The 21,149-nt window shown below is 63.1% G+C and carries 16 protein-coding genes; 11 read left to right on the plus strand and 5 right to left on the minus strand.

The window, feature by feature from the left end; all coding sequences use genetic code 11:
* Positions 1-13: 13 nt before the first annotated feature.
* The 3 genes from MRBLSP13_RS18530 to lpdA are packed head-to-tail and all read left to right on the plus strand — an operon-like array spanning position 14 to position 5,501.
* Positions 14-2,824, plus strand: coding sequence for a 2-oxoglutarate dehydrogenase E1 component (locus tag MRBLSP13_RS18530; protein WP_133652978.1), 2,811 nt, complete (start codon positions 14-16; stop codon positions 2,822-2,824).
* Positions 2,825-2,832: 8 nt separating this feature from the next.
* Positions 2,833-4,074, plus strand: a complete 1,242-nt coding sequence (gene odhB, locus MRBLSP13_RS18535; protein ID WP_363737194.1) for a 2-oxoglutarate dehydrogenase complex dihydrolipoyllysine-residue succinyltransferase — start codon at positions 2,833-2,835, stop codon at positions 4,072-4,074.
* A 26-nt stretch (positions 4,075-4,100) separates the two neighbouring features.
* Complete coding sequence (gene lpdA / locus MRBLSP13_RS18540) at positions 4,101-5,501, plus strand: dihydrolipoyl dehydrogenase (RefSeq protein ID WP_363737193.1); 1,401 nt, start codon at positions 4,101-4,103, stop codon at positions 5,499-5,501.
* A gap of 165 nt (positions 5,502-5,666) precedes the next feature.
* Here lpdA and MRBLSP13_RS18545 read toward each other — a convergent pair whose 3' ends face one another.
* From MRBLSP13_RS18545 to gph, 3 genes are all read right to left on the minus strand, one after another.
* Positions 5,667-6,839 (minus strand): GGDEF domain-containing protein, encoded by a 1,173-nt coding sequence (locus tag MRBLSP13_RS18545; protein WP_363737192.1) that lies wholly within the window; start codon positions 6,837-6,839, stop codon positions 5,667-5,669.
* Positions 6,840-6,978: 139 nt separating this feature from the next.
* Positions 6,979-7,740: an enoyl-CoA hydratase/isomerase family protein gene (locus tag MRBLSP13_RS18550; RefSeq protein ID WP_363737191.1), complete on the minus strand. Its 762-nt coding sequence runs from the start codon at positions 7,738-7,740 to the stop codon at positions 6,979-6,981.
* A complete protein-coding gene (gene gph / locus MRBLSP13_RS18555) occupies positions 7,737-8,405 on the minus strand; it encodes a phosphoglycolate phosphatase (protein WP_363737190.1) in 669 nt (222 codons plus the stop codon). Before gph ends, MRBLSP13_RS18550 begins: the two co-directional genes overlap by 4 nt.
* Positions 8,406-8,565: 160 nt before the next feature.
* Between gph and glmU the strand changes: the two genes are divergently transcribed.
* The 6 genes from glmU (at position 8,566) to MRBLSP13_RS18585 (ending at position 16,380) form a co-directional block, all read left to right on the plus strand.
* Positions 8,566-9,858 carry a bifunctional UDP-N-acetylglucosamine diphosphorylase/glucosamine-1-phosphate N-acetyltransferase GlmU gene (glmU, locus tag MRBLSP13_RS18560; RefSeq protein WP_363737189.1) on the plus strand — a complete coding sequence of 431 codons (1,293 nt, stop codon included), beginning with the start codon at positions 8,566-8,568 and terminating at the stop codon, positions 9,856-9,858.
* A 26-nt stretch (positions 9,859-9,884) separates the two neighbouring features.
* Positions 9,885-10,712 (plus strand): metallophosphoesterase, encoded by an 828-nt coding sequence (locus tag MRBLSP13_RS18565; protein WP_363737439.1) that lies wholly within the window; start codon positions 9,885-9,887, stop codon positions 10,710-10,712.
* A gap of 83 nt (positions 10,713-10,795) precedes the next feature.
* Entirely contained in the window at positions 10,796-12,619 is a 1,824-nt protein-coding gene (glmS, locus tag MRBLSP13_RS18570) for a glutamine--fructose-6-phosphate transaminase (isomerizing) (RefSeq protein WP_363755976.1), read from the plus strand.
* A gap of 532 nt (positions 12,620-13,151) precedes the next feature.
* Complete coding sequence (locus tag MRBLSP13_RS18575) at positions 13,152-13,823, plus strand: TadE/TadG family type IV pilus assembly protein (RefSeq protein WP_363737187.1); 672 nt, start codon at positions 13,152-13,154, stop codon at positions 13,821-13,823.
* Positions 13,796-14,491, plus strand: a complete 696-nt coding sequence (locus MRBLSP13_RS18580) for a TadE/TadG family type IV pilus assembly protein (protein WP_363737186.1) — start codon at positions 13,796-13,798, stop codon at positions 14,489-14,491. Before MRBLSP13_RS18575 ends, MRBLSP13_RS18580 begins: the two co-directional genes overlap by 28 nt.
* A gap of 8 nt (positions 14,492-14,499) precedes the next feature.
* The gene (locus MRBLSP13_RS18585) at positions 14,500-16,380 is read left to right on the plus strand and encodes a pilus assembly protein TadG-related protein (RefSeq protein WP_363737185.1); all 1,881 of its coding nucleotides are present in this window, start codon (positions 14,500-14,502) and stop codon (positions 16,378-16,380) included.
* Positions 16,381-16,497: 117 nt separating this feature from the next.
* Here the strand turns inward: MRBLSP13_RS18585 and MRBLSP13_RS18590 are convergent, their stop codons facing one another.
* Both MRBLSP13_RS18590 and MRBLSP13_RS18595 read right to left on the minus strand, forming a co-directional pair.
* Complete coding sequence (locus MRBLSP13_RS18590) at positions 16,498-18,111, minus strand: bifunctional GNAT family N-acetyltransferase/carbon-nitrogen hydrolase family protein (RefSeq protein ID WP_363737438.1); 1,614 nt, start codon at positions 18,109-18,111, stop codon at positions 16,498-16,500.
* A gap of 86 nt (positions 18,112-18,197) precedes the next feature.
* On the minus strand, positions 18,198-19,418 hold the full coding sequence (locus MRBLSP13_RS18595; protein WP_363755978.1) for an NADP-dependent isocitrate dehydrogenase: 1,221 nt from the start codon (positions 19,416-19,418) through the stop codon (positions 18,198-18,200).
* 217 nt (positions 19,419-19,635) lie between these two features.
* On the opposite strand from MRBLSP13_RS18595, the gene MRBLSP13_RS18600 reads away from it, so the two are divergent.
* Positions 19,636-20,370 carry a phosphatidylserine decarboxylase gene (locus MRBLSP13_RS18600; protein WP_133652990.1) on the plus strand — a complete coding sequence of 245 codons (735 nt, stop codon included), beginning with the start codon at positions 19,636-19,638 and terminating at the stop codon, positions 20,368-20,370.
* Complete coding sequence (locus MRBLSP13_RS18605) at positions 20,370-21,146, plus strand: CDP-alcohol phosphatidyltransferase family protein (RefSeq protein WP_363737183.1); 777 nt, start codon at positions 20,370-20,372, stop codon at positions 21,144-21,146. Before MRBLSP13_RS18600 ends, MRBLSP13_RS18605 begins: the two co-directional genes overlap by 1 nt.
* The last annotated feature ends 3 nt before the right edge of the window (positions 21,147-21,149 follow it).

The following is a 21,149-nucleotide window of genomic DNA, read 5'->3' on the forward strand; positions in this document are numbered from 1 at the left end:
TGGGACAAGAGAAATGGGTTACGAGAACCAGGAAGTTTTTGACGGAGTTGGCGAGGCTGAACGCGGGCCGAGCTGGGCGCGCACCAACTGGCCGCCGATCGACACCGACGACCTGACCGGGGCGCTTGACCCCACGCAGATGCAAGTGGCCGTAAAGGCCGCCGCCAAGACCAATGGCAAGGCGGTTTCGGACGCTGATGCCGTAAGCGCGGCTGACGATGCAATACGCGCGCAGATGTTGATCCGTACATATCGCGTACGTGGTCATTTGGCTGCCAATCTCGACCCGCTCGGCTTGACCCAGCGCGACCTGCCGGCTGACCTGACGCCGGAATATCACGGCCTGAACGACCCTGACAAAAAGGTCTATCTGGGCGGTACGCTGGGCCTGCAATATGCCACCGTGCGGGAGATCGTGGCGATCCTGCGCGCCAATTATTGCGGCAATGTCGGCCTTGAATATATGCATATCGCAGACGTGGAGGAACGCCGTTTCCTCCAGGAGCGTCTGGAGGGCAAGGACAAGGAAATCCACTTCACGCCGGAAGGCAAGAAGGCGATCCTGGCCAAGGTGATCCACGCCGAACAATATGAGAAGTTCCTGGGTCGCAAATATGTCGGCACCAAGCGCTTCGGTCTGGACGGCGGCGAATCGATGATCCCGGCGCTGGAAGCCATCATCAAATATGGCGGTGCGCAGGGCGTTCGCGAGATCGTCTACGGCATGGCCCATCGCGGCCGCCTGAATGTGCTGGCCAATGTGATGGCCAAGGGCTTTCGCGTCATCTTTCACGAATTTTCGGGCGGTACGGCCAATCCCGAGGATGTCGGCGGTTCGGGCGACGTCAAATATCACCTTGGCACCTCGACCGATCGCGAGTTCGACGGCGTCAAGGTGCATATGTCGCTGGTCCCCAATCCGTCGCACCTGGAAACCGTCGATCCGGTGGTGCTGGGCAAGGTGCGCGCGCAGCAGACTTTCCGCGACGACCTTGCCAAACATGAACAAGTGCTGCCCGTGCTGATCCACGGCGACGCAGCCTTTGCCGGGCAGGGCATCGTCTGGGAGTGCTTCGGTTTTTCAGGCGTGTCGGGCTATAATACCGGCGGTTGCATCCACTTTATCGTCAACAACCAGATCGGTTTCACCACCAGCCCGCAATTCTCGCGCGGTTCGCCCTATCCCAGCGATGTGGCGAAGGGCGTTCAGGCCCCGATCCTGCACGTCAATGGCGATGATCCGGAGGCGGTGACCTTTGCATGCAAGCTGGCGATGGAATATCGCCAGACCTTCCACCGCGATATCGTGATCGACATGTGGTGTTATCGCCGCTTCGGCCACAATGAGGGCGATGAGCCGTCTTTCACCCAGCCGCAGATGTATGCGAAGATCCGCCAGCATCCCCCCGTCAGCGATGTCTATTCGGCGCGGCTGAAGGCCGAAGGCGTGGTCGATGACGATTTCGTTGCCCAGGCTACGGGTGACTTCGTCAACCATCTGGAGGAAGAATTCGAGGCCGGGAAGAGCTACAAGCCCAACAAGGCCGACTGGTTCGCCGGTCGCTGGTCAGGTCTGCACAAGCCGGCCGACGCGGAAACGACCCGTCAGAGCGTCGAGTCCGCGATCAGCCAGAAGCTGTTCGACAGTCTTGGCAAGACGCTGACGGCGATTCCGGAAGGCCTCAACGTCCACAAGACGCTGAAGCGCGTGATCGACGCCAAGGCGGAGATGTTCAAGTCCGGCGAGAATTTCGACTGGGCGACCGGCGAGGCGCTGGCCTTCGGATCGCTGTTGTCGGAAGGCTATGGCGTCCGCCTGTCGGGCCAGGATTCCGGGCGCGGCACGTTCAGCCAGCGGCATGCGGTCTGGACCGACCAGGATACGGAGAACAAATATATCCCCCTTTCGACCGTGCCGCATGGACGGTTCGAGGTGCTGGACTCGCCGCTCTCCGAATATGGTGTGCTGGGCTTCGAATATGGCTTCGCGCTGGCCGATCCCAAGAGCCTGGTGTTGTGGGAAGCACAGTTCGGCGACTTCGCCAATGGCGCGCAGATCATCTTCGACCAGTATATCGCTTCGTCGGAGACCAAGTGGCTGCGTTCCAACGGCCTGGTCTGCCTGCTGCCGCATGGCTATGAAGGGCAGGGTCCGGAACATAGCTCGGCCCGACTGGAACGCTATCTCCAGCTTTGCGCGGAGGGGAATATCCAGGTCGCGAACATCACGACTCCGGCCAATTACTTCCACGTCCTGCGTCGCCAGATGCTGCGGCCGTTCCGCAAGCCGCTGATCATCATGGCGCCCAAGTCGCTGCTGCGTCACAAGCTGGCGGTCAGCAAGGCGGAGGATTTCCTGGGCGAAACGCACTTCAAGCGTATCCTGTCGGACCCCAATGGGTCGGCCGACAAGGACACTCGCCGCCTGGTGCTCTGTTCCGGCAAGGTGTTCTACGACCTGATGGAAGCACGCGATGCCGCCGGCGACACGGATGTGCAGATCGTGCGCATTGAGCAGATCTATCCGTTCGCGACGGAGGCCCTTACCAAGCGCATGGAGCGCATGACGAGCCTGGAAGACGTCGTCTGGTGTCAGGAAGAACCGCGCAACAACGGCGCATGGTTCTTTGTGGAACCCTATATCGAGGAAGCGCTGGCAGCCGCCGGCAAGGCGCCGATGCGCGCCCGCTATGCCGGCCGCAAGGCGTCGGCGTCGCCCGCCACGGGCCTCGCCAAGCGCCATGTCGCCGAACAGGGCGCCCTCGTCGCCGATGCGCTGGGTCACAGCGTCCGTGAAGAAATCCGTCGCCAGAAGAAAGGCTGAACAAGCTCATGGCTACCGAAGTCAAAGTCCCCACCCTGGGCGAATCCGTTACCGAAGCAACCGTCGGCCAGTGGCTCAAGAAGCCCGGCGATGCCGTGAAGGCCGACGAGCCCATCGTCAGCCTTGAAACCGACAAGGTCGCGGTGGACGTGCCCGCGCCGGCCGCCGGCACGCTGGGCGATATCATCGCCAAGGAAGGCGACACGGTCGAGGTCGGCGCGCTGCTGGGCTATGTGAACGAGGGTGCTGCGACTGCCGCTGCGCCCGCCGCTTCTCCGGCTCCCGCTGCCAAGGCGGAAGCCGCCACGCCAGCGCCGGCCGCTTCGGCGCCCGTCGAGGAGGATGAGGGCGGCAACCTGACCCTGTCGCCTGCCGTGCGCCGCCTGGTGCTGGAGCATGGCCTTGATCCGAGCAAGATCAAGGGCACGGGCAAGGATGGCCGCCTGACCAAGGACGATGTGCTGGCCGCTGCCGCTGCCGGTACTGCGCGGGCTGCGGCCGCCAGCCCTGCCGCTGCGCCTGCGGCCGCCGGTCCCGCGACTGGCCCGAGCCGCGCGCAGGAGCGCGTCAAGATGACCAGGCTGCGCCAGACGGTGGCCAAGCGCCTGAAGGAAGCCCAGAATAACGCCGCTTTGCTCACCACCTATAATGACGTCGACATGACGAACGTCATCGAGGCGCGGGCGAAGTACAAGGATCTGTTCGAGAAGAAGCATGGCGTCCGTCTGGGCTTCATGGGTTTCTTCACCAAGGCCGTCTGCATGGCGCTGCGCGACATTCCGGGCGTGAACGCGCAGATCGAGGGCGACGAGATCGTTTATAATGATTTCGCCGACATCTCGGTCGCGGTGTCCGCGCCGAACGGTCTGGTCGTGCCGGTGATCCGCAATGCGGAGTCGCTCAGCGTTGCCGATATCGAAAAGACGATCGGCAATTTCGGCAAGAAGGCGAAGGAAGGCACGCTGACCATGGAGGACATGAAGGGCGGCACCTTCACCATCTCCAATGGCGGGGTCTTCGGCTCGCTGCTCTCCAGCCCGATCATCAACCCGCCGCAGTCGGCGGTGCTGGGCCTGCACCGCATCGAGGACCGTCCCGTGGTCCGCAACGGAGAGATCGTGATCCGCCCGATGATGTATCTCGCGCTCAGCTATGACCATCGCCTGATCGACGGTCGCGAGGCGGTGACGTTCCTCGTCGCGGTGAAGAACGCGATCGAGGATCCGACCCGCCTGCTGATCGACCTGTAAGACATCACGCCAGAGGAAGGTGAACCATGGCAGACTTCGATTATGATGTTCTGGTAATCGGCGCCGGTCCGGGCGGCTATGTCGCGGCGATCCGCGCGGCGCAGCTGGGCCTCAAGACCGCCTGCGCCGAAAGCCGCGAGACGCTGGGGGGCACCTGCCTCAATGTCGGCTGCATTCCGTCCAAGGCGCTGCTGCACGCATCGGAGCTTTACGACGAAGCGGCCAATGGCGCGCTTGCCAAGCTGGGTGTGAAGATCGACAAGATGAGCCTGGACCTCGACACCATGCAGGGCCAGCGCAAGGAAGCGGTGAAGGGCCTGACCGGCGGTATCGAGTTCCTGTTCAAGAAGAACAAGGTCGACTGGCTGAAGGGGCTCGCGAGCTTCGCCGGGGCCAATACCGTGGAAGTCGCGGGCAAGAAGGTGACGGCGAAGAATATCGTCATCGCCACCGGCTCGTCGGTCACGCCGCTTCCGGGCGTCGCGGTGGACAATGCGGGCGGCAAGATCGTCGATTCGACCGGCGCGCTGGAACTGGACAAGGTGCCAGGCCATCTGGTCGTCGTCGGCGGCGGCGTCATCGGGCTCGAGCTTGGATCGGTGTGGCGCCGCGTCGGCGCGAAGGTCACTGTGGTCGAATATCTCGACCAGATCCTGCCTGGCATGGACGGTGAAGTCCGCAAGGAGGCGAACAAGATCTTCAGGAAGCAGGGCTTCGAATATAAGCTTGGTACGAAGGTCACGGGCGCGGAAGTCGGCAAGAAGGGCGTGACCCTGACGGTCGAGCCGGCCGCCGGTGGCGCGGCCGAGAAGATCGAGGCCGATGTCGTGCTGGTATCGATCGGCCGTCGCCCCAATACGGAGGGGCTGGGCCTCGAGAAGATCGGCCTGGAACTCAATGCCCGCGGCCAGATCGAGACCGATCATGATTTCGCCACCAAGGTTCCGGGCATATGGGCGATCGGGGACGTGATTCCGGGCCCGATGCTGGCGCACAAGGCCGAGGATGAGGGCATTGCCGTCGCCGAGAATATCGCCGGCCTGACCGGCATCGTGAACCATGACGTGATTCCGTCGGTCGTCTATACCAAGCCGGAAATCGCGGGCGTGGGCCTGACCGAAGAGGCGGCCAAGGAAAAGGGCGCGATCAAGGTCGGCAAATTCCCTATGCTGGCGAACAGCCGTGCCAAGACCAACCATGAGCCCGATGGTTTCGTGAAGATCATTGCCGATGCCGAAACCGACAAGGTGCTGGGCGTCTGGATCATCGCGACGGTTGCCGGCACGATGATCGCGCAGGCGGCCCAGGCGATGGAATTCGGCGCGTCGAGCGAAGACATCGCCTATACCTGCCACGCTCACCCGACCCATAGCGAGGCGATCAAGGAAGCGGCCATGGCCGTCACGGGCAAGCCGATCCATATGTGATCGCGCGCAGCCTTCCGCGAAGATGAAGAGGCCGTCCTTCGGGGCGGCCTTTTTTCGGGGAGAGCGAGCGGTTGCAGCGCCGTCCGGAAGACCGGGGCCGGCTTTCCGCTCACCGGATGCTGCGACGGAGAATTTGGAGGCCCGCGTCGGATTTGAAGCGGCGCTTCAGCCGTTGCTGACCCGCGAGGTTACATCCTGTTCCGTCGTGGCCGGCGTCGAGAGCGCCCGGCGCACGCACACCCTGTTGCGGCCACGGGTCTTGGCTTCGTAGAGCGCCTCGTCCGCCCGCGAAATGGCGTCATGGATGGAAGCGTCGCCCCGTTGCACGGCTGATAGCCCGAAGCTGGCCGTCATCGGGCGGGACAGGCCAACCTGTCCAGCGACTTCCTGAGCCAGGCTCTCGCGAATGTCATTGGCGATGGCCGCCGCGCGGGCAGCATTGGTATCGGGCAGGAAGAGCACGAACTCCTCCCCGCCGAACCGGGCTGTAACAGCGCCTTCGGGCGCGAACCGCACCAATGTACGCGCCAGCGCGACGATCACGCGATCGCCCAGCGCATGGCCATGGGAGTCGTTGATCGCCTTGAAATGATCGATGTCGCAGAGGATCAGGCTGCCCTGTGTCGGCAATTTGCGCGCTCTCTGGCCGACCGCGTCGTCAAAGCCGCGGCGGTTGAGCAGGCCGGAAAGCGGATCATGCAGCGCATCGCGCTGATAGCGGGAGAGCAGGTCGAGCATGTTCGCCGCGAGCGCCGCCAGAGCCAGGAACAGGCCAAAGACGCAGGCCAGCGCCTGCATCAGGAAGGCATAATCGCTGTTCAGGAAATTGCCGCCCGACAATGTGAGCGGCATGGTGCTGCCGCGTATCAGATTGTCCAGCGCGACCAATGTCGCCGCCCCGAACAGCGTGCGGTCCGACCAGTTGTCGAGCCGGCTCCTCCCCGCGATCAGCGGCAGGCCGATCAGCAGGAAACAGCCGAAATCGGACGATGCCAGTTCGAAGGGCAAATGGTCGAACAGGAGGGCGGCGGCGCACAGCAATATGGATAGGGCCCAGATCGCGATCCGCGCCCGCAGCAGCCAGTTCGGCCGCCACCGTTCCAGCAACGCCTGGCTGAACAGCAGGAATCCGCTGGTGAACAGCAGGTCCGCCGCCAGACTCCAGAGAGGTGAGGGCGCAAGGGCAAATCCCGCCGGCATGGCAAAGCCGCCAGCAACGCACAGATAGGCCGCGCTCCAATATCCGGCGGCGCGCACGCGCAGGCTCCAGACGAAGGCGAACACCACGCTGAAACTTGCCATCATGACGGGCAGGAAGAAGGCGAAATTTTCCCCCACGCTGTTGTGCCTGTTCCTCTTGTCGGTCGTCAGCCGGCGCGGCGTCTCTACCGCCAGACGGGTAAAAGCCGATCCTTAACAAATACTTCCAGATCGGACGAGATGTTAATCCGTTATGGACGAACCGTCGACGAGCAGATCAGAAGGAGGGGCGGCGCTTCTCTTTGAAGGCCTGCACGCCTTCATGAAAGTCGGGCTGGGTGAAGGCGTCGCGGAACATGGCGAGCGTTTCGTCATCGTCGTCTGCCTGTCCATCCAGGATGCGGCGGACAATGGCCTTGGACGAACGGATCGAATGCTGGGCGTTGGCGGCCATGCTGTGCGCCAGTGCCATCGCTGCCTCCCGTGGGGCGGGCGCGATCTGGTCGGCCAGGCCGATGGCGAGCGCATCACCCGCGTCGAGGAGGGCGGCAGTGAACAGGATGCGCTTGGCCCGCGCAGGCCCGACCAGGTCGACCAGCAGCTTCGTGTCGAACAGCGAATAGACGATGCCGAGCCTGGCCGGGGTGATGCCCAACCGGGCGGCAGGGGAGCAGATCCGCAGGTCGCAGGCTATTGCGAGTCCGCATCCCCCGCCCACGGCATCGCCGTCTATCGCCGCGATCACCGGCTTTTCGGCATGGGCAAGGGCATATTGGCTGGCGCGGATCGCCGCCTGGTTGGCGAAGCGCCAGTCTTCCTCCCCCGAACAGCGCGCGAATTCGTGTATATCCGCTCCCGCGCAGAAGAGGCCTGGCGTCGCCGATGTCAGGATGAGCACGCGGATCGCCTCGTCCGCCATCGCCTCCTGAACCAGTTGGGGAAATTGCTCCCACATCTGCTGGTTCATCGCATTATGTTGGCGTGGCCGGTCGATCAGCAGCGTCGCGACCGGACCGTCGCTTTCCAGATGAAGCGTCATGCCGGCCAGTTTTCCAGCAAGGGCATCAGATCGTCATAATGGTGGATCACGGCGTCGGCCTCCAGCGCCTCCACCGGCCCATCCAGGAAGCCGAAGCTGACAGCGATGCTGGGGATGCCCGCATTGCGCGCGCCGGCAATGTCGTTGATGGTGTCGCCCAGGAAGATCGCCCGCCCGCCCCCTGCGCGTTCGACCATGGCGTGGATCGGCGCGGGGTCCGGTTTGGCGATGCCCACCGTGTCGCCGCCCACGACGCTGGCGAAGCGATCCGACAGGCCGATCTGATGAAGCAGGGGGATGGTGAAGCGTTCCGCCTTGTTGGTGCAGATGGCGAGCTTCACGCCTGCCGCCTGCAAAGCGTCCATCGCAGCCGTCAGGCCGGGATAGGGCAGGGAATGAATCGCCAGATTCTGCTCATAATAGTCGAGCAGGATGGGCAGCATCCTGGCCAGCATTGCCTCGTCATATCCGCCGGAGGCGTCGAGAGCCCGTTGAAGCATCACCTTCGCGCCCTTGCCGACGAAGGGGTGGATCGCCTCCACCGGGAATGGCGGGCGGCCGTCCGTCGCAATGGCGTAGTTGACCGCTGCCGCCAGGTCGCCGCTGGTGTCGAGCAGGGTGCCGTCAAGGTCAAAACCGACAATGTCGAAGGGAATGCTGGCCATGGCCGGCTCATGCCGCCTGCACAGTGGCAAAGGCAAGTCAAACATGGCAGAGAGCGCTCAGATTCTTGGCCCTTTCGTGAAGGATGCCCCTGTGACCTCCAGCCGCTCGCCCGCCCGTCCCCTGGCCGTGATCATCCTTGCCGCCGGGCAAGGGACGCGCATGAAATCAACGAAACACAAGGTGCTGCACCCGATAGCGGGGCGGCCGATGCTGCTCCACCTGCTCGCCAGCGTGGCGGCGTTGCAGCCTGAGCGGCAGGTGGTGGTCGTCGGCGCGGGGCGCGACCAGGTGGAAAAGGCGGTCGAGGGCAGCGGCGCCGTCATCGCAGTGCAGGAACAGCAACTGGGCACCGGCCATGCCGTAGCGCAGGCGCATGATGCGCTGGCCGGCTTCGCAGGCGACATATTGATCCTCTATGGCGACGTGCCGCTGGTGCGCACCGAAACGCTGCGAAGCATGCTGGACCGCCTGAATTGGGGTGACGAGCCGCGCGCCGTTGTGCTGGGTTTCCGGCCTGAGGACGCCGCCGCCTATGGCCGGATCATCGCTCGCGATCAGGGCGTGATCGAAAAGATGGTGGAATATAAGGACGCCAGTGCAGAGGAGCGGGCGGTGACGCTCTGCAATTCGGGACTGATGGCGGTGCGGTCGACCGACCTGTTCGTGCTGCTCGACAAGATCGGCAACGACAATGCGGCGGGGGAATATTATCTGCCCGACATCGTCATGCTGCCGGGCGCCCAGAGCGCGGTGATCGAGGCGGAAGCATGGGAAGTGGCGGGCGTCAACAGCCGCGCCGAACTGGCGGGGGTGGAGGCTGTCTGGCAGGACCGTCGTCGGGCGGAGGCGATGCGGGATGGAGCGACGCTGATCGCGCCGGAAACAGTGTTCTTCGCGCATGACACCCTATTGGGTCGCGACGTGGTGGTTGAACCCCATGTCGTCTTCGGTCCGGGCGTCAGCATTGCTGACGATGCGACGATCCACGCCTTTTCGCATCTGGAGGGCGCCTCTGTCGGCAAGGGCGCGGCAATCGGTCCCTATGCCCGCCTGCGCCCTGGAGCGAAGGTCGGCGATAAGGCCAAGGTCGGCAATTTCGTCGAGATGAAGAAGGCCGAACTGGGCGAGGGCGCCAAGGTGAACCATCTGTCCTATATCGGTGACGCGAGCGTGGGCGCAGGCGCCAACATCGGCGCGGGCACCATCACCTGCAACTATGACGGCTTCTTCAAATATCGGACGGAGATCGGCGCGGGCGCCTTCATCGGTTCCAACAGCGCGCTGGTCGCGCCCGTGACGATCGGGGATGGCGCGATCGTCGCGGCCGGAAGCGTCGTGACCCAGCCGGTGGAGGCCGATGCGCTTTGTCTCGTCCGGCCGGCGCAGGAGGTGAAACCTGGATGGGCCGCCCGCTTCCGGGCGAAAATGCAGGCGCGCAAAGCCGCCAAGTGAAGGCCCTTTCCCGAACGCGGCGCTGGCTGATCGCGCTGCTGATCCTTTTGCTCCTGTTGACGGGAGCGGTAGTCTGGCTCGTGCTCAATGCGCGGGCCATGCCGGTGGTGCGGCATCTGGACGTCGCCCTTCCCTTCCCGACGGATGCGCCCCGACGGCCGGTCACGGTGGCTCTGCTGACGGACGGCCATTTGTCCGGTCCCGACAACAGTCCAGCCCGGATGGCGCGGATCGTCGCCCTGGTGAATGGGCTGAAACCCGATCTGGTCGTCCTGGGCGGCGACTATATCGGGGATCAAAAGGGTGGCGCGACCTATGGTCCGGAGCAGAGCATCGCGCCCTTTGCCGATTTGCGCGCGCCGCTGGGCGTGGTCGCCGTGCTGGGCAATCACGACGCCCGAAAACATGCGCGGATCAGCCGCCGGCAATGGGCCGCCCTGTTTGCCCGCATCGGCATTCCTCTGCTGGAGAATCAGGCGGTGCGCCGGGGTCCGCTGGCGATCGGCGGGCTGCGCGACATCTATACCGACCGACCCGACATCCCCGCGACGCTGGATGCGATGCAGGCGTTGGGCGGTGCGCCGCTGATGCTGTCCCATGGGCCGGATGTCTTTCCGCTGCTGCCCGACCGGCCGATGCTGACGCTGGTGGGTCATACCCATTGCGGGCAGGTGGCCTTGCCCTTTGCCGGCATAGTCTATGTGCCTTCACGCTATGGTACCCGCTATGCCTGCGGGGTGTACCGGGAAGGACAGCGGATCATGGTGGTATCGGCCGGGCTTGGCACCAGCGGCCTGCCGATCCGGTTACTGGCGCCGCCGGATGTCTGGCTGATTACAATTCATCCACGATGATGCGGTACCCCTGTCGCCCGCCGCGCGATCGTGGCATAGGCGGCACAAGCATAGAGTTTTCACGGCTTTGGGACTGAACATCCATGTGCGGCATCATCGGAATCATCGGCAAGGACGACGTGGCGGAGCGGCTGGTCGAAGGTCTCAGGCGGCTTGAATATCGCGGTTATGACAGCGCGGGCGTCGCCACCATCCATGACGGGCAGATCGACCGTCGCCGCGCCGAGGGCAAGCTTGCCAATCTGGTGAAGGAACTGGGCGCCGCGCCCTTGCCGGGTAAGACGGGCATTGCCCATACCCGCTGGGCGACCCATGGCGCGCCCACGACCAGCAATGCCCATCCCCACGCCACAAAGGAAGTGGCGCTCGTCCACAACGGCATCATCGAGAATTTCAAGCCGCTGCGCGAGGAGCTGATGGCGCGGGGCCGCACTTTCGACAGCCAGACCGATACGGAAGTCGTCGCCCATCTGGTGAGCGAACTGGTCGAGCAGGGCGCATCCCCGAAGGACGCGGTGGCGCAGGTCCTGCCGCGCCTGCACGGCGCCTTCGCGCTGGCGATCCTGTTCCGCAGCCATCCCGATATGCTGATCGGCGCGCGCCTGGGCTCGCCGCTGGTGGTCGGCTATGGCGAGGGGGAGACCTATCTTGGCTCCGATGCGCTGGCGCTGGCGCCGCTGACCCAGCGCATCGCCTATCTGGAGGAAGGCGACTGGGTCGTCATCACTCGCGACGGCGCGGAGATCTTCGACAAGGACAATGTTCCCGTCGAGCGGCCCGTCACCATTTCCGGCGTCACCGGCGAACTGATCTCCAAGGGAAATCACCGCCACTATATGCTCAAGGAAATCTACGAGCAGCCGGTGGTGGTGGCGCAGACACTGCGTTCCTATCTGCGCCGGATGGATGACCAGGTGTCGCTGCCGATCCCGGATTTCGACCTTGGCAGCATTCGCCGCGTCACCATCGTCGCCTGCGGCACCAGCTATTATGCCGGCATGGTTGCCAAATATTGGTTCGAGCAGTTCGCCCGCGTTCCCGTCGACATCGATGTGGCCAGCGAGTTCCGTTATCGCGCGCCGGTGATGGAAGAGGGCGGGCTGATGATCGTCATCAGCCAGTCGGGCGAAACCGCCGACACCCTGGCCGCGCTGCGCCATGCCCGTGCCGAGGGACAGAAGATCGCCGCCGTCGTCAACGTGCCGAGCAGCACCATGGCGCGGGAGGCCGACCTGTTGCTGCCCACCAATGCCGGACCGGAAATCGGCGTGGCATCGACCAAGGCCTTCACCTGTCAGTTGGCGGTGCTGGCGGCGTTCGCGGCCAATCTGGCGCGGGCGAAGGGACGGCTGGACGCAAAGGCGGAAAAGGAACTGGTCCGTCACCTGTCCGAGGCGCCCGCCGCGCTCAATGCCGCGCTTGCCTATGACGAATCCATCGAGGGGATGGCGCATCTGATCGCGGGCGCGCGCGATGTGCTCTATCTGGGGCGCGGGCCGGACTATCCGCTGGCGCTGGAAGGGGCGCTCAAGCTCAAGGAAATCAGCTATATCCATGCCGAGGGCTATGCCGCTGGCGAGATGAAGCATGGCCCTATCGCCCTGATCGACGACAAGGTGCCGGTGATCGTGCTGGCGCCCAGTGGACCGCTGTTCGAGAAGACCGTCAGCAACATGCAGGAAGTGCAGGCGCGCGGCGGCAAGGTGGTGCTGATCTCCGACTATGACGGGGTGCAGGCGGCGGGTGAGGGTTGCATGGCGACGATCACCATGCCCAAGGTGCATCCGCTGATCGCGCCGATGGTCTATGCCGTTCCGGTGCAGTTGCTGGCCTATCATGTCGCCGTGGCCAAGGGCACGGACGTCGATCAACCAAGAAACCTTGCCAAGTCCGTTACCGTCGAGTGAGCGGCGGCTGCCGTGCGCAAAACCGGTTCCCACTTTTGCGCACGATGCTCCAGCCGGTGTTCAGCCGCGTCATAGTCGACATCCCGGATCGCCTTTGACAGCATGAGACATGGAATGACTGGCGGCCGGGAATGTTTCATCGCTGATCCGACGCCTTGGGAAACAGCCATTTGCCGCCGAAGTTCACACCGTATGCGCGCGCGTGCCAGCGCGCGTAGGCGGCTGCGCAATGTGTCGGACGTTTCAAAGAGGGTTCCGGAATGGGCCGTCGGCGCGAAATAGGACAGGCTTAACCGGCAGGGGTTGCGAAAATAGGACGCTTTTCGGCGAGGCTGTGGCCATTGCATCACGCAAGGTCATGAGCCTGTGTTCCGGCCAGGATCGGCCCGGAAGCGAAGATGTCGCGGGAAGCCCGACGAGGCGGAACTCGGCCGGTGCTGACGCACCCCCTTAACCCTGTCTCCCCCGGCGCGACGGGCCGTTTACCAAATTTGAACGCTGATCGTTGATACAGCCTCCGGGAGGCTCCGTAATGGCGGTTTTACGCAATATATTTTGCGCAGGGAAGGCGGTGCGCCGTTTCGGCAAGAACCTGTCGCAGGACAGGCAGGGTATGGCCATGGTGGAATTCGCCGTCATCGCCCCGGCCTTGCTCGCGCTGTTGCTCGCGATCCTTTACTCGATGCTGATATATCTGGCGCAGCAGATGCTGGAAACCGCGGCGCAGAGCGCAGGGCGCCTGATGCTGACGGGGACCGTCCAGACCGTGCAACTGGCCAATGGCCATGTCGGCATGACCGCCAGCGATTTCAAGAACGCCATCTGCAACGGTTTCTCCGGAACCGATGCCAATGGTCAGGCAATCACTGTCCCATCGCTGTTGCCCGCACTGCTCACCTGTTCCCGGCTGACGGTCAATGTCGCCACCGCGAGCACCTATAATGCCGGCAGCACCGCCAAGCCGACCTTCACTTATGACAGCAATGGCGTGCTGACCTCGACAGGCACGGGCTATAGTTACCAGTCGGGCGGCAGCGGCAAATCCCGCATCGTCGTTCTTCAGCTTGTCTATCTCTGGCCGACAGGAAAAGGCCCGCTGGGCCTGAACCTGGTGAACCAGCCCAACAGCAACCGCCAGCTTGTCGCGACATCGGTATTCACGACGGAAGATTATTCATGCAGCGCATCGCAAAGCTCATGTTGAGGCGCTTTGCACAGGACGCAAGTGGAGCGGTTCTCATCGAATTCGCGATTTGCCTGCCGGTGCTCGTGCTCCTGTACACCGGCGGATGCTCCCTGTCGGACATGATCGCCTGCAACCGCAAGGTCACGATCGCGACGCGCTCCCTTGTCGACCTCACCAGCCGAACGATGTCACCCACCATCGTCTACACGGACCCGACGAGCGCCGACGCGAAATCCTATCTCAGCGCCAGCGCAGTCGTCCTGTCGCCCTACAAGCTCGACAAGGCGACCGAGCAGATATCGCTGCTCAGGGTCTGCGATGCCACCCATGCCTATGTCGTGTGGACCCAGGCCCAGACGCAAAGCGCCGACGGTAGCACCGTCACCGCCGCGACTTCGGAACAGACGGCCGGGACGCTCCCCACGGCCGGGACGCAGTCGGCCAATACCGTTGTTTCCATCCCCGCCAACATGATCAGTTCCACGATGGTCCCGACCTCTCCGGACGGTTCGAATGTGTGCGGAAACCTTGGGCCCGGTACCGGCACCAAGACCCAGGTCGGTACGGCCGGTGGCTGGCTGTTCATGGGCAAGGTCAAATATAATTTCACGCCGTCGATCAGCTTTATCCCCATCCAGACGACTACGCTGACTCACACCCTCTACATGACCCCTCGTCTTTTCTAGGTGCTTGAATGATGACAGGATCCTCTTGCCCCAACGCTGCGCGTGTCCTGGCCAGGCTGGCTGCCCGGCTGAAGGGCGACCAGCGAGGCGGCGCCCTGATGATCACGGCATTTTCCCTCATCCCGCTGACCTTCGTCGTCGGGTTCGGGGTCGATTATTCCCGCGCCATGGCCCTTCAGACGCACTTGAACGCGGCGGCCGACGCGGCTGCGCTGGCGGCTGTCGGCCCTTCGCTTATCCTGCAATCGAACAGTGAAGCGACTACCGCCGCAAGAGCCATGTTCACGGCGCAGGCCAGCCTTCTGAACGGCTATCAGGACCTGCAGGTGACGCCCACCATCACCGACGGCACCTCAGGCAGCGGCGGCGCGCTGGGCTATCTTCGCAAGGCGACCGTCAGCTATACGGTCAAGTCGGTCAATATGTTCGGCAACATATTGGGGGTCGGTACATTAACAGTCAGCGGTACGTCCTCGGCCAGCGCCGCGCAGCCGCCCAATGTCGATTTCTACCTGGCGATGGACAATTCGCCTTCGATGCTGCTTCCCGCGACGTCGGACGGCGTCAGCAAGATCATCGCGGCCACCAAGACTTCCGAAAACGCGAATGGCTGCGCCTTTGCGTGCCACGCGATGCTTCCGACGAGCGACAATATCTATGTCAAGGATCAGCAAACACGCCATATATTGCTGTCAACGGGCTATTATACGTCGGGATCGGCGACCCGGAACGTCTTCTATAGATGGGATTATACTACGAACCTCATCTATGACAGCGCAGGCAATCTCATGACCTCGACTTCGACGCCGACGGTCGTGGGCCCCGTGCGGACAACATCTGGAAACGGAAATAACAAGAAGAACATAGATACCACCACCAGTACCTACGACGTCACCACTTATATTGTTTTGCCGGTGAACAAGAATCCAGGCGGCGTAACCAACATATACAAGAGAGTGACGCCGACCAAAAAGATTGTCGAGGATTCCACGCCGGCAAGCGGTGGAACCACGACGACCACGACGACCACGACGACGGGCACCCCAATCGACACATTGTATGATACCAGCTATTTTGCCGATGGTTATTGGCTCACCCATAATTATGGGCAGATCTACGGCAGTCCCGCCAGCATCACCCTGCGCAAGGACGATGTGGTTTCGGCCGCGACGCAGTTGATCCCCTTCGCGGCTAACCAGGCGTCCCAATATCAGGTCACCTATCGCGCGCAGATGTTTTCATTCGACTGGACGCGATCTGGCAATTCTTCGCCGGTCAGGACGCTCAACAGCCTGACCAGCGTCGCCTCCTATGGCAGCGGCTTTTCCGCGGCATCGCTGTTCCCGGCCGACGATTATTGGTGGAAGAATTCCATGCCGACCAGCGGCAGCAACATCGACGATAAAGCGACCGAAGTGACGAACATGCTCACCGCCATGAACAACGTCATCCCCACCGCGGGAACGGGCGCGCCTGGAGCGACGCCGCAGAAGATATTGTTCATCATCACGGACGGCATGCTGGACCAGCCAAATGGCGGCGGCCGTTATTTCGGCCCGATGCGGAGCAGCGACCTGACCCAATGCACGGCGATCAAGACCAAGGGTATCAAGATTGCCATTCTCTATACCCAATATCTGCCGGAATCGCTTGCCGGTGACAGCTGGTCGCAGTCGAATATCGCTCCGTTCCTGCCGCGTCCGCCTTCGCCCTATCCGGCCGGCAATGCGGGAAGTTCCGACCAGGTTCTCACCGCGCTGCAAAGTTGTGCGTCATCGGGCATCAATGGTTCGCCACTGGTGCAGACCGTGACGGCCGATGACAATATCACCACAGCTCTCCAGCAACTATTCTCCACTGCCCTCCAGACGGCTCGACTGGTTCAGTGACGGAGCGCGGATATAGGGATAGACTGTCATGATGCCCGGAACGACGCTGCCGGATGGGGTAACCGCCTGAAGCCTGCCGGCAGTATATTCCGTCATCCTTGAATGACGGTATCTGCGTTATCCCCCGCCCGGCGCGTTGTGCCCGCCCGCCGGGACCGGGCCTCCGCTTGGCGCGTGGGCGTGATCGGGATTGCTGTCCCAGTCGATGTGATAGAGGTCGAACCGCCGGTCGCGCAGGTTGCGCACCGTACCCTCCGCCCGGGCCCAACTGAGGTCCGCCAGGTTCACGTCGGCCATGGTCAGCGTCTCGACATTCTCGGTCGATTCCGCCGCGATCCCGTCGCGCGCGAAGGGCAGGTCGCAGGGCGTCAGGATCGCGCTCTGGGCATATTGGATGTCCATATTGTCGACATTGGGCAGGTTGCCGACATTGCCTGACATGACCACATAGCATTGGTTCTCGATCGCCCGCGCCTGCGCGCAGTATCGCACGCGCATGTAACCCAGCCGGGAGTCGGTGCAGAAGGGCACGAAGATGATCCGCGCGCCCTGGTCCACCAGCCGTCGCGCCAGTTCGGGAAATTCGCTGTCGTAACAGATGAGCACGCCGATCGGCCCGCAATCGGTCTGGATCACGTCCAGCGAGTCGCCGCCCTTGATGTTCCACCAGAAGGCCTCATTGGGCGTCGGGTGAATCTTTTCCTGCCTGTGCAGCGATCCGTCGCGCAGCGCGACATAGGCGATATTCTGGATATCGCCGTCATCAGCGCGGGTCGGGTGAGAGCCGCCGATGATGTTGATATTATATTCCAGCGCCATTCTTTCCAGCTCTCTGGTGAGGCGCGGGGTGTAGCTGGTCAGCTTGTCGATCGCTTCGGCAGGGGAGAGGTTCCTGGTTTCGTAGGACAGCAGGGGCAGGGTGAACAATTCGGGAAAGACGATGAAGTCAGAGCGATAATCGGCCGCCACGTCGACGAAATATTCGATGTTGCGGATGAACTCGTCGAAATCCTTGACGGCGCGGGCCTGCAACTGACAGGTGGCGAGGCGGACACTCTCCACGCCGCGCGGCACGCGCATTTCCGGTGCTTCGTCGGGATCGACATAGGGGTTGCGCCAGACAAGATGCGCGGCATGTCCGTCGGACTGCTTGTCTTCAGGAAGGTAGTTTTCGAGCACGCCCAGCGGCTCGAACTGGTTCTTGAGCTGGAAGCTGACGACCTGGTCGCGCAGCTTGCCCTGGACGACCTTGTCCAGATAATCGGCCGGCCCATCGACGCGCCGCCTGGCCCTGGCGTAACCGGGCATGCGGCCGGCGATGACGATACCGTGCAGGTCCAGTTCCTCGGCCAGTTCCTTGCGCTCGTCATAAAGACGCTGGCCGATGCGCAGTCCGCGCAATTTGGGATCGACCGCCATTTCATAGCCATAGAGCCACTCGCCCGCCGCGCTGTGCCGGGTGCCGAAGCCATTGGCGGTGATCTCCTCCCAGTCATGGGGGGAAAAGGCCATCGCCTTGCTGACGCGCATGGTCGCGCAATAGCCGACGATCCGGCTGTCATAGAGGGCGACGAAGCAGCCGGTCGGGAAATTGTTGATCTGGCCGCGAAGGGTCGCGAGCGAATAATTGGGCAGGCCGGGATAGACTCGCGCGATCAGCCGCTGAATGCCGCGCACATCCGCCGGAACCGCCGGCCGGACTTCCAGGCGCTTCTTCGCCGTTGTCGTCATCATTCGCCTTTCCGCTCATGAAAAAGGCGGCGCCGGGATGCGGCGCCGCCTCGTTCCGTTACCGTATTGAACTGCAGAACGGCAGATCAGTTCCACTTGCCCATGGCGTCTTCCAGGTTCACGCGGATCGCCTCGAAGAACTGTTCGGTGGTCATCCAGGCCTGCTCCGGACCGATCAGCAGGGCAAGATCCTTGGTCATCTTGCCGCTTTCCACCGTTTCGATGCAGACCCGCTCCAGCGTTTCGGCAAACTTGGTGACTTCCGGCGTCTCGTCGAACTTGCCGCGATAGCTGAGGCCCTGGGTCCAGGCGAAGATCGACGCGATCGGATTGGTCGAGGTCTGCTTGCCCTGCTGATGCTGGCGATAATGGCGGGTGACGGTGCCGTGGGCGGCTTCGGCCTCGACGGTCTTGCCATCGGGCGAGAGCAGGACGGACGTCATGAGGCCAAGGGAGCCGAAGCCCTGCGCCACCGTGTCCGACTGTACGTCGCCATCGTAATTCTTGCAGGCCCAGACGAACTTGCCGCTCCACTTGAGGGCGGAGGCGACCATGTCGTCGATCAGGCGGTGTTCGTAGACCACGCCCACCTTCTTGAACTCGGCGGCGAATTCATTGTCGAACACTTCCTGGAACAGATCCTTGAAGCGGCCGTCATAGGCCTTGAGGATGGTGTTCTTGGTCGACAGGTAGAGCGGCCAGCCGCGGCCCAGCGCATAGTTCATGCTGGCGCGGGCGAAATCGCGGATCGAATCGTCCAGATTGTACATGCCCATGGCGACGCCGGAGCTCGGGAAGTTGAAGACGTCCTTCTCGATCTTCTCGCCATTGGCGCCGTCCCACACCATCCGCAGCTTGCCGGGGCCGGGGACGAGGAAGTCGGTGGCGCGATACTGGTCGCCGAAGGCATGGCGGCCGATGACGATCGGATCGGTCCAGCCGGGAACCAGGCGCGGCACATTGCGGATCACGATCGGCTCGCGGAAGACAACGCCGCCCAGGATGTTGCGGATCGTGCCATTGGGCGACTTCCACATTTCCTTCAGGCCGAATTCCTCGACGCGCGCTTCGTCGGGGGTGATGGTGGCGCACTTCACGCCGACGCCATGCTCCTTGATGGCATTGGCGGAATCGATGGTGATCTGGTCGTTGGTCTCGTCGCGCTTTTCGACGCCCAGGTCATAATATTTCAGGTCGATGTCGAGATAGGGAAGGATGAGGCGCTCGCGGATCCACTGCCAGATGATCCGCGTCATTTCGTCGCCGTCGATTTCCACGACGGGGTTCTTCACCTTGATCTTAGCCATAGCGCCTGTGCCTTCTCATTCGGGTGGAATTTGCGAACGCCCTAGGGAAAGCGACGGCAATGTTCAACTGGAGTGTGCAGGGCGCGCGGGGAAATGGGCGCCGCCGCCGCCGGATATCACATGTTCGGGGAGAAGATGCGGCGCGGGATTATTTCGTGGCTCTTCGGAAGGGATCGGACGTTGTCACTGCAAGTGTCTGTCCTTAAAGACGGTGTCCATGGAAAATGACGAACTGACCGTCGCGCTGGGCGGCAATGTGAAATGGCGCTTCCCCTCGGTGCATCCGGAGGGCGTGAAATTCGGCCTGATCGCGGCCGCCATCACCGCGCTGCTGTTCCTGGTGGGCTGGGAGATTCCGGGCTGGCTGATGGTGATGGTGACGATCTGGGTCCTGGCGTTCTTCCGCGATCCGGTCCGCGCCGTACCGCAGGATGAGCACGCCATCGTTGCCCCCGCGGACGGGCTGGTGACGCTGATCCAGCGGGTGCCGCCGCCGCGGGAGATGAGCGGGCCGGACGGGCTGGGCGACCAGCCGATGATCCGCGTGTCGATCTTCATGAGCGTGTTCGACGTGCACATCAACCGGACGCCGATCGGCGGGACGGTGAAGTCGGTCGTCTATATTTCCGGCAAGTTCCTGAACGCCGACCTCGACAAGGCGAGCGAGGATAATGAGCGGCAGCATATCCTGGTCGAGCGGCATGACGGGGTGCGCATCGGCTTTACCCAGATCGCGGGCCTTGTCGCGCGGCGGATCGTACCCTTTGTGAAGCCGGGCGACATGGTCGCGGCGGGGCAGCGCATCGGCCTGATCCGTTTCGGCAGCCGTGTCGACGTCTATCTGCCGGCGGGCACCGCCCCGCGCGTGGTGCTGGGGCAGCGCACCGTGGCCGGCGAAACGATCCTGGGCCAGATTGGCGACATGCGCGTGATTTCGGGGATTCAGCAATAATGCGGCAGCGGCGCACCATCCCGCGCGGTCTGCGCCGGGGGATCACCCTGCGGATGGTGGCGCCCAACGCCGTGACGGCGATGGCGCTGTGCTTCGGCCTGACGGGCGTGCGCTACGGCATTTCGGGCGAATGGGAGCGGGCAGTGCTCTCCATCCTGATCGCCGGCGTGCTGGACGGGCTGGATGGCCGCATTGCCCGGCTGCTGCGGGGGGAAAGCCGCTTCGGCGCGGAGTTGGACTCCCTGTCGGATTCCATTGCCTTCGGCGTGGCGCCGGCCCTGGTGCTTTATCTCTGGTCATTGAACGCCATGCCGAAATTCGGCTGGATATTCGCTCTTGCCCATGCGCTTTCCTGCGCGCTGCGGCTGGCGCGGTTCAACGCCAATATCGACGCCGACGTGCAGCCGCACAAATCCGCCGGCTTTCTTACCGGCGTTCCGGCGCCCGCTGGTGCCGGTCTGGCCTTCGTGCCGCTCTATCTCTGGCTGGTGACCGGCGAACCGTTGTTCCGGCAATGGTATGTAGTGGCGCCGTGGACCGCCTTCTCAGCCTTCCTGATGATCTCCAACATCGCGACCTATAGCTGGTCCGCGCTGCGTCTGCGCAAACGCATAAGGCTGGAGGCGATTGCGCTGGCCGGGCTTCTGGCAGCGCTGCTGATCACAGATCCATGGCTGACTCTGCTGGTGCTGTGCGCCATTTATCTTGCGCTCATCCCCTTTGGCATGATGTCCTATGCCAGGGTTCGCCGCCAGCGCGCGGCCGAAGCACAATGATCC

Source organism: Sphingobium sp. LSP13-1-1.1, from assembly GCF_040676415.1.
Lineage (GTDB): Bacteria > Pseudomonadota > Alphaproteobacteria > Sphingomonadales > Sphingomonadaceae > Sphingobium.

Excerpts from the sequence above, each read along its gene's own strand:
- glmU (WP_363737189.1), top strand. The coding sequence starts at position 8,566 with ATGAAATCAACGAAACACAAGGTGCTGCACCCGATAGCGGGGCGGCCG.
- MRBLSP13_RS18585 (WP_363737185.1), top strand. The coding sequence starts at position 14,500 with ATGATGACAGGATCCTCTTGCCCCAACGCTGCGCGTGTCCTGGCCAGG.
- MRBLSP13_RS18530 (WP_133652978.1), top strand. The coding sequence starts at position 14 with ATGGGTTACGAGAACCAGGAAGTTTTTGACGGAGTTGGCGAGGCTGAA.
- odhB (WP_363737194.1), top strand. The coding sequence starts at position 2,833 with ATGGCTACCGAAGTCAAAGTCCCCACCCTGGGCGAATCCGTTACCGAA.
- MRBLSP13_RS18595 (WP_363755978.1), bottom strand. The coding sequence starts at position 19,418 with ATGGCTAAGATCAAGGTGAAGAACCCCGTCGTGGAAATCGACGGCGAC.
- MRBLSP13_RS18575 (WP_363737187.1), top strand. The coding sequence starts at position 13,152 with ATGGCGGTTTTACGCAATATATTTTGCGCAGGGAAGGCGGTGCGCCGT.
- MRBLSP13_RS18590 (WP_363737438.1), bottom strand. The coding sequence starts at position 18,111 with ATGACGACAACGGCGAAGAAGCGCCTGGAAGTCCGGCCGGCGGTTCCG.
- lpdA (WP_363737193.1), top strand. The coding sequence starts at position 4,101 with ATGGCAGACTTCGATTATGATGTTCTGGTAATCGGCGCCGGTCCGGGC.
- MRBLSP13_RS18600 (WP_133652990.1), top strand. The coding sequence starts at position 19,636 with ATGGAAAATGACGAACTGACCGTCGCGCTGGGCGGCAATGTGAAATGG.
- glmS (WP_363755976.1), top strand. The coding sequence starts at position 10,796 with ATGTGCGGCATCATCGGAATCATCGGCAAGGACGACGTGGCGGAGCGG.
- MRBLSP13_RS18580 (WP_363737186.1), top strand. The coding sequence starts at position 13,796 with ATGCAGCGCATCGCAAAGCTCATGTTGAGGCGCTTTGCACAGGACGCA.
- gph (WP_363737190.1), bottom strand. The coding sequence starts at position 8,405 with ATGGCCAGCATTCCCTTCGACATTGTCGGTTTTGACCTTGACGGCACC.
- MRBLSP13_RS18605 (WP_363737183.1), top strand. The coding sequence starts at position 20,370 with ATGCGGCAGCGGCGCACCATCCCGCGCGGTCTGCGCCGGGGGATCACC.
- MRBLSP13_RS18550 (WP_363737191.1), bottom strand. The coding sequence starts at position 7,740 with ATGACGCTTCATCTGGAAAGCGACGGTCCGGTCGCGACGCTGCTGATC.